The organism is Nocardioides zeicaulis, from assembly GCF_042432345.1.
Lineage (GTDB): Bacteria > Actinomycetota > Actinomycetes > Propionibacteriales > Nocardioidaceae > Nocardioides > Nocardioides zeicaulis.
The window spans coordinates 857,859-870,847 of sequence record NZ_JBHLXH010000001.1; the positions used below are offsets into that span (position 1 = coordinate 857,859).

At 73.0% G+C, this 12,989-nt stretch carries 13 protein-coding genes and 3 tRNA genes; 6 read left to right on the forward strand and 10 right to left on the reverse strand.

Annotated features, from left to right (window positions below; genetic code table 11):
• Positions 1-475 precede the first annotated feature (475 nt).
• The gene (locus tag ACFFJG_RS04210) at positions 476-2,053 is read left to right on the forward strand and encodes a CBM96 family carbohydrate-binding protein (RefSeq protein WP_378517350.1); all 1,578 of its coding nucleotides are present in this window, start codon (positions 476-478) and stop codon (positions 2,051-2,053) included.
• A gap of 47 nt (positions 2,054-2,100) precedes the next feature.
• On the opposite strand, the gene ACFFJG_RS04215 is transcribed toward ACFFJG_RS04210, so the two are convergent.
• The gene (locus ACFFJG_RS04215; protein ID WP_378517351.1) at positions 2,101-3,039 is read right to left on the reverse strand and encodes a hypothetical protein; all 939 of its coding nucleotides are present in this window, start codon (positions 3,037-3,039) and stop codon (positions 2,101-2,103) included.
• 80 nt (positions 3,040-3,119) lie between these two features.
• On the opposite strand from ACFFJG_RS04215, the gene ACFFJG_RS04220 reads away from it, so the two are divergent.
• A tRNA-Arg gene (locus tag ACFFJG_RS04220) sits at positions 3,120-3,195 on the forward strand.
• A 4-nt stretch (positions 3,196-3,199) separates the two neighbouring features.
• On the opposite strand, the gene ACFFJG_RS04225 is transcribed toward ACFFJG_RS04220, so the two are convergent.
• From ACFFJG_RS04225 to ACFFJG_RS04240, 4 genes are all read right to left on the reverse strand, one after another.
• Positions 3,200-3,553 (reverse strand): hypothetical protein, encoded by a 354-nt coding sequence (locus ACFFJG_RS04225; RefSeq protein WP_378517352.1) that lies wholly within the window; start codon positions 3,551-3,553, stop codon positions 3,200-3,202.
• A gap of 185 nt (positions 3,554-3,738) precedes the next feature.
• A complete protein-coding gene (locus ACFFJG_RS04230; RefSeq protein ID WP_378517353.1) occupies positions 3,739-4,755 on the reverse strand; it encodes an adenosine deaminase in 1,017 nt (338 codons plus the stop codon).
• 47 nt (positions 4,756-4,802) lie between these two features.
• Positions 4,803-5,573: a DsbA family protein gene (locus tag ACFFJG_RS04235; protein WP_378517354.1), complete on the reverse strand. Its 771-nt coding sequence runs from the start codon at positions 5,571-5,573 to the stop codon at positions 4,803-4,805.
• Positions 5,554-6,066 carry a MauE/DoxX family redox-associated membrane protein gene (locus ACFFJG_RS04240; protein WP_378517355.1) on the reverse strand — a complete coding sequence of 171 codons (513 nt, stop codon included), beginning with the start codon at positions 6,064-6,066 and terminating at the stop codon, positions 5,554-5,556. The genes ACFFJG_RS04235 and ACFFJG_RS04240 overlap by 20 nt, the downstream gene beginning before the upstream one ends.
• Positions 6,067-6,164: 98 nt before the next feature.
• Between ACFFJG_RS04240 and orn the strand changes: the two genes are divergently transcribed.
• Both orn and ACFFJG_RS04250 read left to right on the forward strand, forming a co-directional pair.
• Positions 6,165-6,809, forward strand: a complete 645-nt coding sequence (orn, locus tag ACFFJG_RS04245) for an oligoribonuclease (RefSeq protein WP_378517356.1) — start codon at positions 6,165-6,167, stop codon at positions 6,807-6,809.
• Positions 6,810-6,852: 43 nt separating this feature from the next.
• Positions 6,853-6,925: transfer RNA gene (locus ACFFJG_RS04250), tRNA-His, on the forward strand.
• A gap of 489 nt (positions 6,926-7,414) precedes the next feature.
• On the opposite strand, the gene ACFFJG_RS04255 is transcribed toward ACFFJG_RS04250, so the two are convergent.
• The gene (locus tag ACFFJG_RS04255; RefSeq protein WP_378517357.1) at positions 7,415-8,560 is read right to left on the reverse strand and encodes an FUSC family protein; all 1,146 of its coding nucleotides are present in this window, start codon (positions 8,558-8,560) and stop codon (positions 7,415-7,417) included.
• A 103-nt stretch (positions 8,561-8,663) separates the two neighbouring features.
• Here ACFFJG_RS04255 and ACFFJG_RS04260 point away from each other — a divergent pair, with 103 nt between their 5' ends.
• Complete coding sequence (locus tag ACFFJG_RS04260; RefSeq protein ID WP_378517358.1) at positions 8,664-10,232, forward strand: phytoene desaturase family protein; 1,569 nt, start codon at positions 8,664-8,666, stop codon at positions 10,230-10,232.
• A 55-nt stretch (positions 10,233-10,287) separates the two neighbouring features.
• Positions 10,288-10,360, forward strand: a tRNA-Lys gene (locus tag ACFFJG_RS04265).
• A 70-nt stretch (positions 10,361-10,430) separates the two neighbouring features.
• On the opposite strand, the gene ACFFJG_RS04270 is transcribed toward ACFFJG_RS04265, so the two are convergent.
• From ACFFJG_RS04270 to ACFFJG_RS04285, 4 genes are all read right to left on the reverse strand, one after another.
• The gene (locus tag ACFFJG_RS04270) at positions 10,431-10,574 is read right to left on the reverse strand and encodes a GPGG-motif small membrane protein (RefSeq protein ID WP_183079600.1); all 144 of its coding nucleotides are present in this window, start codon (positions 10,572-10,574) and stop codon (positions 10,431-10,433) included.
• A gap of 122 nt (positions 10,575-10,696) precedes the next feature.
• Entirely contained in the window at positions 10,697-11,269 is a 573-nt protein-coding gene (locus ACFFJG_RS04275; RefSeq protein WP_378517359.1) for a 1-acyl-sn-glycerol-3-phosphate acyltransferase, read from the reverse strand.
• The gene (locus ACFFJG_RS04280; RefSeq protein ID WP_378517360.1) at positions 11,256-12,632 is read right to left on the reverse strand and encodes a flavin-containing monooxygenase; all 1,377 of its coding nucleotides are present in this window, start codon (positions 12,630-12,632) and stop codon (positions 11,256-11,258) included. The genes ACFFJG_RS04275 and ACFFJG_RS04280 overlap by 14 nt, the downstream gene beginning before the upstream one ends.
• Before the next feature lie 23 nt (positions 12,633-12,655).
• Positions 12,656-12,982, reverse strand: coding sequence for a GroES family chaperonin (locus tag ACFFJG_RS04285; protein WP_378517361.1), 327 nt, complete (start codon positions 12,980-12,982; stop codon positions 12,656-12,658).
• Between the last annotated feature and the right edge of the window lie 7 nt (positions 12,983-12,989).

Here is a 12,989-nt window from a genome sequence, read left to right on the forward strand (position 1 = left end):
GGCCGTTCGTCGTGCCCGGGGGTGCGAGCGGGCGGGCGAGGGGGTCCTCGTGGAGCGTTTCCGGACACGTGTTCACACAGCGCGGGACACGTCCGGTGGCACGTCGAGTCGGACGACGAGGGGCACAAAAGTGGCGGAACTACGGGCTCTCACGGCGATTGGGATCTCGAAGAATTATCAAGTTACCGTCAAGAAAGATCGAAGGTAAGTCGCATCTCGGCCGATGAGTCCAGTGTGATCTTCGATCGCGAACAACTCCACAGCGGACGCAGCTGAGCTCCCCCGTCCAGGGGTGATGCCGACGGCGTCCGTTCCTCTCCGGACTGTCTCGGGCAGTCCGGTAGGAAACCGGTCCCGCGGCGACGCAGTCCTCGGGGACCGCAGCACCACGACGACGGGCCCGCCTGTCCTCGGGTGCACCTGGCCGTGAACACCCCCGCGCGGCCAGCACCCCCCACCGGAAAGTGCTCTGAGAATGTCCCACACCACGAGAACGGCGACGGCCCTGCTGGCCGCCGCCGGCCTGGCAGGCGTCGCGATCGCCTCTGGCCCTGCCGGCGCCACCACCACCGACGCCGCCGCGGCGGTCGACGCCACCGTCAGCGCCGCCCAGCCGAACGCCAACGCCGGCACCGCCACGACGCTCAGCGTCGACGGCCGCAGCGGGCGCGTGCAGCAGGCCTACCTCCGCTTCACCGTCCCGAACGTCGTCGCCGGCGAGACCGTCGGCGCCCTCACCCTGCGGCTGCGCCCGAGCGTGTCCTCGGCCACCGGGGTGACCGTCTACCGCGCCGGCAACGGCTGGACCGAGGGCGCCCTCACCTGGTCGAACCGTCCCGCCACCACCGCCCGCCTGGGTGCGTCGGACGCGCTCGTCGACGGCACCACCGAGGTGATCGCCCTCGACCCCACCAAGGTGACGCCCGGTGAGGTGCTCAGCCTGCGCGTCGAGACCACGGCCAAGAAGACGCTGACCTTCGCCTCGTCGGAGTCGAAGACCAGCGCCGCCCGGCCGACGCTGCGCCTCAACGCGGCCGCCACCGACACCCCCACCAAGAGCCCGACGTCGACGACGACCTCGTCGCCGACCGCCAGCCCGACCACCTCGTCTCCGACGGCCAGCCCGACCACCTCGACGCCGACCGCGACGCCCACGGTGACCCCCACGGTCACGCCCACCGCGACCCCGACCGTCTCGCCCACCGCGACCCCGACGGTCGCCCCGACCGCGACGCCGACCCCCGTGCCCTCGTCGTCCTGGCCCCCGGCCGCGCCGGTGATGCCCAAGGTCGTCGGCATGAGCGCCCCCGCCAACCTCTGGCCCCAGCGCATCCAGGAGGTCGGCGCCAACGGCGTCAAGGCGCGCCGCATCTTCGCGGACCTGTCGTCGAGCGGCACGAGCCAGCTCTCGCTCATCCGCCAGACGATCGCCGACGGCATGATGCCGGTGATCTCCTACAAGGTGCCCGACCCGGCCGCCCTGGCCAACGGCTCCTACGACGCCTGGCTCGCCACGCTGCGCACGCAGCTCGTCGGCCTCGGCGCCCCGGTCACCGCGACCTTCTGGCACGAGCCGAACGGCGACATGGACCCGGCCGTCTTCCGTGCCGCGAGCCTGAAGTTCTTCAACGCCGTCGACGCCCCCTCCATCGCGGTGGGCCCGATCCTGAACGGCTGGCTGCTCGACCGCCGCGTCTCCGACTTCGCGGCGTTCACCGACGCCACGCTGCTCAACAAGTGGGAGTTCGTCGCGGTCGACTCCTACCAGAACGGCACCGCCACCAACCCCGGTGACCTGCTCCCGGCCCGCGCCATCCCCCTCCTCGCGTCGTGGATGGACTCGGTCGGCCACCCGAACACCCCGATCGGGCTCGGCGAGTACAACGGCTTCACCGCCGAGGCGATCGCCCAGGCCGGCGAGTCGATCCTCTCCACCCCGGAGCTGTGGTTCGGCCTGGCCTGGAACAGCACCGCCGGTGCCTACGCCCCGCTCGTCGGCGACCGCATCACCGCCTTCCAGCGGACCAAGGCCGACAGCCGCGCGGCCAGGTGAGCTGCCAGGTCAGGGCACGACCCTGACGTGAGAACGCCGCGAGGGCGTCAGGGCACCCACAGGTGCCCGGCGCCCTCGTCGCGCGTCCGGCTGCGGCGCAGCAGCCGGACCGTCCCCCACACCGCGGGCGGCACGAGCGCCCACACCACCAACGACCAGACCCAGCCGGTGCCGACCAGCGAGCCGAGGGTCGCGAGCACGACGCCCGGGACCTCCAGCGGTCCGGGCAGCAGGTCCAGCAGCGCCCGCCCGGGCGCGAGCAGGACCGAAGCCAGCAGCAGCCCGCCCGAGACCACGAGGGCCGCGGCCAGGCCGCGCCGCCGCGCGAGCGCCACGGCGAGGAGCCAGCCCACGACGGCCGGGACCAGCAGCACGCCGGCCACGCCGTAGCCGAACCGGCGCAGCTGACGGAACCCGTCGGTGCTGTCGGCCACCTCCGCCACCGCACCCTCGCGTGCGGTCACCGTGCCGATCCGGTCGGCGTAGACCTCGAGGGGCTTGCGCACCGCCGGCGAGGCCTCCCGTGCCCGGTCCTCCACGGCCGCCACCGCGAGGTCGACGAAGGCGGTGCCGTCGAGCCTCCCGTCCACGACCGTCAGGTCGCGGAACGCGTCGCGCAGCTGCTCCGAGGCGAGGACGTCGTCCACAGCGCGCTCGGCCTCGGCACGCTCCACCGGCGAGAAGGTGACCGCCGCCGCCTCCTCGACGTCGTCCACCAGGTCGGGCGCGATCTCGGCACGCACCTGGGGCACGCTCAGCAGCACCCCCATGAAGGCCCACGGGTGCTCCTCGTCGAACGCGTGCTGCACCGACATCGCGACCACCAGGGCCGTGGCGAGGAGGACCGCGGAGCCGACCCCGAGGCACAGGGACAGCACCGTCCGCACCCAGGCGACCACCGTGGCTGGCGTGGGGCCGCTCCCGTCGTCGAGGACGGACGTGCCGAGGGGCGGGGCTTGCGCGGGAACGGGTCCGGGGTCGCTCACGCGCACATCCTGCACGCCGGGCGCCCCGAGTGGCGGGCAACGTGACGAGCCCGGCGGGGCGGCTGGGATACTGGCGCCCGGCCCCCGTGGCGCAACGGATAGCGCAACGGCCTTCTAATCCGTGGGTTGCAGGTTCGAGTCCTGCCGGGGGCGCCAGGTGTCAGCAGGCCCGGTCGGCGTACGGGACGACGACGTCGACCCTTCCGTCCTCGACGGCGCCCTGGAGGACCCACCCGTCCTCGTCGAGGTCCGTTCCCTCGCAGGTCATGGTCACCCGTGCGTAGGTGTGCTCCCGGAGCACGTCCTGGAGCACGTCCTCGGGGACCCCGCCGGCCCGGACCGAGACCACGGCCTCGACGCCGTCCGACGTCTGCTGGACGTCCAGCACCGTGTACGTCTCGCTCTCGCCGGGGTCGTCCGCACCGCTGGCCAGCGCCGCCGCCAGCAGCCCGACGACCAGCGCCGCGCCGACCATGACCGCCTGCGCCGTGCGCGAACGCCCTCGCCTCCCCATGGCCGCGAACCTAGCCGGGTTCCGGGGCCGATGTCGGGGTTCCGCGCACGAGGGCTGACGACGACACGGTCGGGACGGTCCGGGGGCACGGCGACACGCCGCGGCACCTCCCCCGCCCGCGCCGGCCGACCGGCGAGGATCACCACAGGCCCCGCCACGTATGAGGTAGCGGGGCCGCACCCTTGCTAGGCGCCGGCGGCGTACGCGTCGATCTCGGCGGCGATGCGGGTCTTGACGTCGTCAGGCGCGAAGGACGCCGTGACGGCGGCCTTGGCCAGGTCGGCGACACCGCGCTCGTCGAGCCCGAGCAGGCTCGCGGCCACCTCGTAGTCGTGGTTGAGGGTGGTGGCGAACATGGGCGGGTCGTCGGAGTTGATGGTCACGCTCACGCCGGCGTCGACGAACGCCCGCAGCGGGTGCTCCTCGATCCGGTCGACCGCGCGCGTCGCGAGGTTGGAGGTCGGGCAGACCTCCAGCACCACGCCGGTGTCGGCGAGGTGCGCGAGCAGCGCGGGGTCCTGGGCGCTCGAGGTGCCGTGGCCGATGCGCTCGGCCCCCAGCAGGCGCAGGGAGTCCCACACGGTGTCGGGGCCGGTGGTCTCGCCGGCGTGCGGCACCGAGTGCAGGCCGGCGGCACGCGCGGCCTCGAAGTGCGGCTGGAACTGCGCGCGCGGGACGCCGATCTCCGGCCCGCCCAGGCCGAAGCCGACCAGGGCGTCGGTGCGGTGCTCGAGCGCGTAGGACAGGGTCGCGTCGGCGGCGGGCAGGCCCGACTCGCCGGGGATGTCGTAGACCCAGCGCAGCACCAGGCCGAAGTCGCGCTCGGCGGCGACGCGGGCGTCCTCGATCGCCTCGGTGTAGGCCTCGATCGCGATGCCGCGGATGACGGAGGTGTACGGGGTGCAGGTGAGCTCGGCGTAGCGGAGGTTCTGGCCCTCCGCCATCTCGCGGGCCACCTCGTAGGTCAGCAGCCGGATGTCCTCGGGCGTGCGGACCAGGTCGACCACCGAGAGGTAGACCTCGATGAAGTGGGCGAAGTCGCGGAAGGTGAAGAACTCACGCAGCCGCTCCAGGTCGCTGGGCACGCCCGCGTCAGGGTGCCGGGCGGCGAGCTCGGAGACGATGCGGGGCGAGGCCGACCCGACGTGGTGCACGTGCAGCTCGGCCTTCGGCAGACCGGTGATGAAGTTCTGGAGGCTCACCCGGCCGAGTGTGACAGCGCCGCTCCCGGCCGGGAGAATCCGCGTCGTCAGCTGCCCTGGACGAGGTCGGCGAGCGCCTGTGGGTCGGACTCCTTGCCGTCGATGAGGATCGTCGGCGTGCTGTTGTAGCCGTCCTTCGACATCTGGTCGGTGGCGTTCTTGATCCACTGCTCGTAGACCTTGCCCTCGACCTGGGGGCGCACCTCCGACTCGGTGGCGCCGGCCGCGACCGCCCGGTCGACGAGCTCGTCGTCGGTGAACCCGGCGCCGCCCTCCTCGGGCTGGTGGGCGTAGAGGTCGTCGTGGAACGCGCGGAACGCGTCGACACCGGCGGTGTCGAGCACCGCCAGTGCGGCGTTGAGCGCACGCGAGGAGTACTCGTTGGTCGAGGCGCGGTCCAGGAAGGAGATCATCCGGTACTCCAGGCGCACCTTGCCGGCGTCGACGGCCGCGGCGAGCGGCTGCCCGAGCTGGGCCTCGAGGTTCGCGCAGGCGGGGCACTGGAGGTCTTCGTAGACTGTCACGGTGCTGGGCGCGTCTGCGTCGCCGATGAAGATGCCGTAGCCGTCGAGCTCGGCGGGCGTGCCGTCGGAGGCGCCCGACCCGGAGGCGATCGAGGGCACGGTGTCCGCGACCTTGCCACTCGTGTCGCGGCTGCTCTGCCACCACGTCAGGCCACCCACGATCACGACCACCGCTGCGACGACCGACACGATCGCGACGATGCGGCGGCGGCGCTCCTCGGCCTGCTTCTGCCGCAGGGCCTCGGCGGCGCGCTGCTTGCGCGCCTCGCGCCGCTCAGGCGTGTTCTTCGACATGGGGGTTCCTCTCGTCGGTGTCGGCACCCGACGGGTCGGCGCTGCTGCCGAACAGCACCGGGTCGAGCGCCCAGCGGGAGCGCGGCCGGACGACCAGCCACGCGGACAGGGCCAGGAGACCCACGTCGCGCGCGATCTCCCAGGGGTACTTGGACGTCGCGTCGGCGTCGAACCCGCCCCCGCCGAAGCAGCCGCAGTCGATCTGCAGGCCGCGGGCCCAGGCGGAGGCGATGCCGACGATGAACGCGACGAAGAGCAGGGAGGACACGACCGCTGCGGCGCGGGTCAGCACGCCGAGCACCAGCAGCAGTCCCACCGCCACCTCGAGCACGGGCAGCAGGTGGCCCACGGTCGGCACGACCGCCTCGGGGAGCAGGTCGTACGCGCGGACCGCCCGGACGGACTCGGTGGGGTCGGGCAGCTTGAGCGCGCCCGCGACGATCCACACGACGCCGGTCACCAGGCGCGCGACGAGGCCGATCCAGTCCTTCACGGTCACGACCCTAGGAGGTGAGCCTGAGTCGACCCTGAGAAGGTCGTGCAGCGGGCACGGGCGGGCGCCGTCGGTGGTGCTCGGTAGGGTGGCCGGTCGTGAGCGACAGACTGGTGTGGATCGACTGCGAGATGACCGGACTCGACCTGGGCGCCGACGCGCTGATCGAGGTCGCGGCCCTGGTCACCGACTTCGAGCTCAACGTGCTCGGCGACGGCGTCGACGTCATCATCAAGCCGTCGCAGGAGGCGCTCGACCAGATGGTCGACTTCGTGCGGGGCATGCACGAGAAGTCCGGGCTGCTCGAGGAGCTCGACAGCGGCACCACCCTCGCCGAGGCCGAGGAGCAGGTCCTGGCCTACATCCGCGAGCACTGCGCCGACGGCAGCCGCCCGCCGCTCGCCGGCAACACCGTGGCCACCGACCGCGCCTTCCTGGCGCGCGACATGAGCGAGCTCGAGTCCTTCCTGCACTACCGCATCGTCGACGTCTCCTCGATCAAGGAGCTCTCCCGGCGCTGGTACCCCCGGGCCTACTTCGCCGCGCCGACCAAGCGCGGCAACCACCGCGCGCTCGCCGACATCCAGGAGAGCATCGAGGAGCTGCGCTACTACCGCGAGGCCGTCTTCGTGCCCCAGCCCGGCCCCGACAGCACCTCCGCCCGCGAGATCGCGGCCCGTCACGGCGGCACGCTGACCGGTCTCGGCCCCGAAGTCGACGGCGATGCGGGTTCCGCGGGCTGAGTGCCCTACACTTCACGTCGTCCTCGCCGACAGGCGAGGCATGGTGGGTATAGCTCAGCTGGTAGAGCGCCGCCTTGTGGTGGCGGATGTCGCGGGTTCAAGTCCCGTTACTCACCCTGGTGGGAGCCCCCGGCCTGGTCCAGGTCGGGGGCTCTGTCGTTCGCCCACCCGCTGGCGTTCACACGCCCCGTCCGACAGCGGACCACTCCGCGGTCGCTCCGGCGGCGGGATCCCCGGACAACCGCCGTGTGCCGCCACCGTCACCCAGCGAGCGCCGACCCTGGCGGCGTACGACACCCCCACCGGCCCCGACGCTGTCGTGTGCCGCCACCCTCAACCGGGGAGCGGCGACCCTGGCGGCGTACGACATCCCCAGCGGCCGCGACCATGCCGTATGCCGCCACCGTCACCCAGCGAGCGGCGGCCCTGGCGGCGTACGACATCCCCAGCGGCCCCGACCATGCCGCATGCCGCCACCCTCAACTGGATAGCGCCGACCCTGGCGGCGTACGACACCCCCACCGACCCCGACCATGCCGTATGCCGCCACCCTCAACTGGATAGCGCCGACCCTGGCGGGCTTCGGTCGGTCCACCCGCCCGGTCTCACCCGCGCGCCCGCGTCCTCCGCGGCAGGCCGACCGGCAGCCGGGTCGGCAACAGCGTCGGCAGCCGCACGGGCAGCCGCTGCCCGCCGAGCGGGTTCGCCTCCGCGACCCGGTCCATCGCGTCGACGATGTTGCGCAGGTTGATAATCAGCGCGCCGTAGACCGGCCACTCCGCGGAACGCTCGGTGGCGCGCATGTCCTCGCTGAGCCCGGAGAGTCGACGGCGGACGTCGCGGAGCAGCTCCGGGTCGGCCTCGCGCGCCGCGCGGCCCGCGTCGTCGAGCATCGCGAGCCACGGGGTGGCGAAGTCCTCCCCCCACGTCTCCCGGTGGGCCGACTGACCGCCGAGGGTGCGCGCCAGGCTGCGGGTCTCGGCGACGGCCTGCTCCATCCTGCGCAGCAGCTCGTGCAGGTCGCGGGGGTCACGCATCGCGCGGGCCTGGCGACGGGGGTTCATCCGGGCGCTCTCCTGGGCCTGCCGCACCATGCCCCACGCGCGGTCCAGGTCGCCGTCCAGGTCGCGGGTCCGGTCGATCCATCCGGCCACGTCCTCGTCCTGGCAACCGTCGCCGAGCCCGCCCGCCATGTCCGTGAGCAGCTCGCCGATGCGGTCGTCGATGCGGTCCATGGCCTCCACGGCCGTGCGACGACGCAGCGGCGGCCACACGAGCAGGTTGACGCCGAGCCCGACCACGACGCCGATCGCGGTGTCGAGCAGCCGCGCCACGAGCAGGACGTCGTCCTCGAAACCGGTGGTGAGGACCACCAGGCCGGTGGTCGCGATCGCCGTCGCCTCCGCCCCCAGCCAGGGCACGGCGCCGAGCACGAGCGCCACGACGAGCAGGATCGCGATCGACGGCGTCGTCAGCCCGAGCGTCTCCCCCACCGCGGTCGCGAGGAGCACCGCCACCACCGTGGCCGCCACCTGCTGCGCCCCCTTGGCGAAGGTCCGGTAGACGGTGGCGTGCACGACCAGCAACGCCGACCACGGCGCGAGGAACGGCTGGGACAGGTCGAGCACGCTCGCAGCGACCACCCAGGCGACGACCGCCGCCAGCACGGTCTTGGTGAGCTGGAGGACGTCGTTCCACCAGATCGGGTCGCCGAGGCGGTCCTCGGCCCGGCTGCGCACCTGCTCCCACATCCGGTCGACACTACGGGCGGGCCCCGGACCATGGCCCACCCCCCGGTGGAGGGTCCCCGCGCCGCTCCGCCGTCACGCAACCGCCAGGGTCTACCGTGGGCCGATGCACCCCGGCAGCAGCACCTATGACGTCGTCGTGGTGGGCGGCGGCCACAACGGACTGGTCAGCGCCGCCTACCTCGCCCGGGCCGGGCTCAGCGTCCTGGTGCTCGAGCGCCTCGGCCACACGGGCGGTGCCGCCGTCTCCGTCGAGCCGTTCGCGGGGCTGCCTGCCCGGCTCTCGCGCTACTCCTACCTCGTCAGCCTGATGCCCGAGCAGCTGATGGCCGAGCTCGACCTCGACGTGCGCCTCGCCTCGCGAACCACCGCGTCGTACACGCCCTGGGTCCGCGGCGACCGCTCCGGCGGCCTGCTCGTCGAGCGCCCCGAGGGCGAGGCGACGCGGGCGTCGTTCCGCGACCTGACCGGCGGCGACGAGGAGTACGCCGCGTGGCGGGACTTCTACGCCGCCGTCGGCCGGATGGCGGAGACGGTCGCGCCGACGCTGATGCAGCCCCTCCCCCTCGAGCGCGACGTGCGCGCGCTCGTCGACGACCGCACCTGGCGGGAGGTGGTCGCCGAGCCGCTGGGCCACGCGATCACCGCACGCTTCGCCGACGACACGGTGCGCGGCGTCGTGGCCACCGACGCCCTCATCGGCACCTTCGCCTCGCTCGACGACCCGTCGCTGGTGCAGAACCGCTGCTTCCTCTACCACCTCATCGGCAACGGCACCGGGGAGTGGCGCGTGCCGATCGGAGGCATGGGCGCGGTGACCGACGCCCTCGCCCGTGCCGCCACCGGGGCGGGCGCGGAGATCCTGACCGGTGCGGGGGTCAGCGCGATCGCCCCCGGCGCCGACGGCGTCGAGGTCCGCTTCCACGACGGCACCACCGAGCGCGCGGTCACCGGGCGCAGGGTCCTCTCGGGCGTCGCGCCCTGGGTGCTGCGGATCCTGCTGGGCGAGGGCGAGGACCCCGAGACCAAGCCCGTCGGGTCGCAGCTGAAGATCAACTTCCTCCTCGACCGGCTGCCCGCCCTGCGCTCCGGGGCCGACCCCGAGGTCGCCTTCGCCGGCACGCTGCACCTCTCCGAGGACTACACCCAGCTGGAGCGGGCGTACGACGCCGCGGCCGGCGGCGCGATCCCCGACCCCATGCCGGGCGAGGTCTACTGCCACAGCCTCACCGACCCCTCGATCCTCGGCGACCGTGCCGGGTCGGCCCACACCCTCACCTACTTCGGCCTGCACACCCCCGCGGGCCTCTTCGACGGCGACCCGGATGCCAAGGACCTCGCGGTGCGCCGGGCGATCGCCTCGATCGACGCCGTGCTCGCCGAGCCGATCGCGGACTGCCTGGCCACCGACGCCGAGGGCCGGCCCTGCATCGAGGCCAAGGTGCCGCAGGACGTCGAGCGCGACCTGGCGATGCCGGGCGGCCACATCTTCCACGGCGACCTCGAGTGGCCGTGGGCCCCCCACCGCGCCCGCCTCGACACCCCCGCTCAGCAGTGGGGCGTGCAGACCGACCACGCGTCCGTGCTGCTCTGCGGGTCGGGGGCGCGCCGCGGCGGCGCCGTCTCCGGGCTCGGCGGCCACAACGCCGCGCAGGCCGTGCTCGCCGAGCTGTGACCTCGATTTCGCCTGTCGGAGACGACGCTGTAGAGTTCTACTCGCTTCACCGCACGCGCCATTAGCTCAATTGGCAGAGCAGCTGACTCTTAATCAGCGGGTTCGGGGTTCGAGTCCCTGATGGCGTACAGAACGAAGAAGAGCCGGTCCCCTCGGGACCGGCTCTTCCTCGTTCTCCGTCTCGTGTGGTCGCGGGCGCTACTTGAAGATGCTGTAGCCGCCGGGTCCGACCGCGAGGCCGACGATGATCAGGACGATGCCCCACAGCACCTGCCCCCGGACGAGCGACACGATGCCGGACACCACGAGGATGACGGCGAGGATCCACAGCAAGAACAACATGGTCGTGCTCCCTTCGATCGGATCCTCCACCGTAGCCACGCGCGAGCGTGGCCACCAGAGCGAACCACCCCCGCGGGGGGTGTCCTGCTTCCGGACGTCCGGGGTGTCGACCGCACCGGCGATCAGCCGGCAGCCGGGCCCTCCTCGCGGAGCCTCGGCGGGGTGAAGCCCTCGGGCTTGAAGCCCGTCTTGTCGGCGTAGAACTCCCGCAGCACGTCCATGTCGGCGGACACGTCGCCGGTGACGTGGAACGTCGGCCCCCAGCCGACCGTGCGGGAGGGGACGTCGAGGAAGGCGAGGGTGACCGGGAGGCCGGTCTGCTGGGCGATCCGGTAGAACCCGGACTTCCAGTAGTCCCCGCGCGAGCGGGTGCCCTCGGCCGCGATGCCGATGAGCCAGGGGTCGCCGCCCTCGGACTCGGCGAGCAGCTGCTTGATGGTGGCGGCGGGGTTGCGGCGGTCGAGCTCGACCGCACCGGTGCGGCGCAGCAGCCAGCCGAGCGGGCCGACGAAGAGCTCCTGCTTGACCAGCAGCCGGATGGTGATGCCGTAGCGCCACGCCAGCAGCATGGTCAGCACCCAGTCCCAGTTGGAGGTGTGCGGGGCCCCGACGAGCACGCCGCGCTGCGGCACCTCGCCCACGGCCTTCCAGCGCACGGCTCGGAGCACGAGGCCGGCGATCCTACGACGCAGCACGGGCACGTCCCTTCCTGCGCTCGCGCGCCAGGTCCCAGAGGTAGTGGTCGAAGTCGACCTCCATGGTGTGGCGCGGCGAGGCGTAGAACCGCCGCGTCCCGCGCGCGTGCTCGGACGCCATCTGGCGTCGGACCACGGGGTCGGGGGGCGGGACGTAGGTCCCGGAGAGGGTCTCGGCGATCCAGGCCGCCTGCGCCTCGGCCAGCGGCATCACCGCGCCGATCGGCTGCAGCAGGCCCAGGAAGTAGAGGCCCGGCAGGTCGGGGTGCACGGTGCGCTTCCACAGCGGCAGGTCGTTGCCGTGCACCGGCACGAGGGCGGGGTCGAGGAACGGGAAGCTCACGCGGTAGCCCGTGGCCCAGACGACGAGGTCGGCCGGGGCGCTCGTGCCGTCGACGAAGACGACGCGGTCGCCGTCGAGGCGCTCGATGCCGGGCCGGGCGGTGATCGCGCCCGCGGCGAGGCGCTCGCGGATCCGCTCGGACTGGACCGGGTGGGACTGTCCCGGCTTGTGCTGCGGCGCGGGGAGGCCGTAGCGGGCCATGCTGCCGCCGGCGGCCATGGCCCCGATCCGCAGCCGGGTCGCGGTCACCCACCAGGGCACCCAGCCCGGCGGCAGCAGGCCCTGGTCGCTGGGCTTGCCGAGGAAGAACTTGCCGAGCACCCACTCGGTGCGGCGCACCGACCACGTCGTGGTGTGCGCGTGCACCGATGCCTCGACCGCGATGTCCATGGCGGAGTTGCCGGCGCCGACCACCACGACGTGGCGACCCGCGAGCTGCTCGGCGGAGCGGTAGTCGTGGGAGTGGATCTGCTCGCCGTCGAAGTCACCCGGGTAGGCCGGGTCGGGCCAGCGGGCGTCCCAGTGGTGGCCGTTGGCGACCAGCACCGCGTCGTACGTGCGGGTGTCGCTGCCGTCGGGGCCGGTGAACCGCACGTCCCACCGGCCGTCGGGGCGCCGCGAGACGTCGTCGACGCGGGTGTCGAAGGTGATCGTGTGGCGGAACCCGAAGTGGTCGACGTAGCGCTCGAAGTAGTCGCGGACCTGGTCGTGGCGCGCGTAGGGCGGGTAGTCCGCCGGCATCGGGAAGTCGGAGTAGGCCATGCGGGGGCACGAGGTGTTGATCTCGAGGGTGTCGTAGCAGGCGGACTGGCCGTTGGAGTTGCCGAGCACCCACGTGCCGCCGATGTCGCGGCCCGTCTCGAAGCAGTCGAAGCCGATGCCCGCGAGGTGGAGGTGCTTCGCGGCGGCGATCCCGGAGGACCCGGCGCCGATGATGCACGCCCGCGGCAACGACGGGTCGACGGGCACCGGCTCGGTGACCGCGGGAGCCCGGTGCGACTGCTTCACGTGGTAGGCCATCGGAGCTCCTCGGAGGGGGTGGGCTAGAGGTAGAGGCCCGTCGAGCCGCCTTCGAGGCGCTCGGCGGCCACCGCGTGGACGTCACGCTCGCGCATGACGACGTAGACCTCGCCCTGCACCTCGACCTCGGCCTTCTCCTCCGGGTCGAAGAGCACCCGGTCGCCGACCTCGACGGCACGGGCGTGGGGGCCGACGGCGATGACGCGCGACCAGGCCAGGCGACGCGCGCCCATGGCGGCGGTCGCGGGGATGACGATGCCGCCGCTGGAGCGCCGCTCGCCCGCCTCCTGGTCGACCTCGACGAGGAGGCGGTCGTGCAGCATCTTGATGGGGGCGGTGCCCCCGGTCATGCCGCCC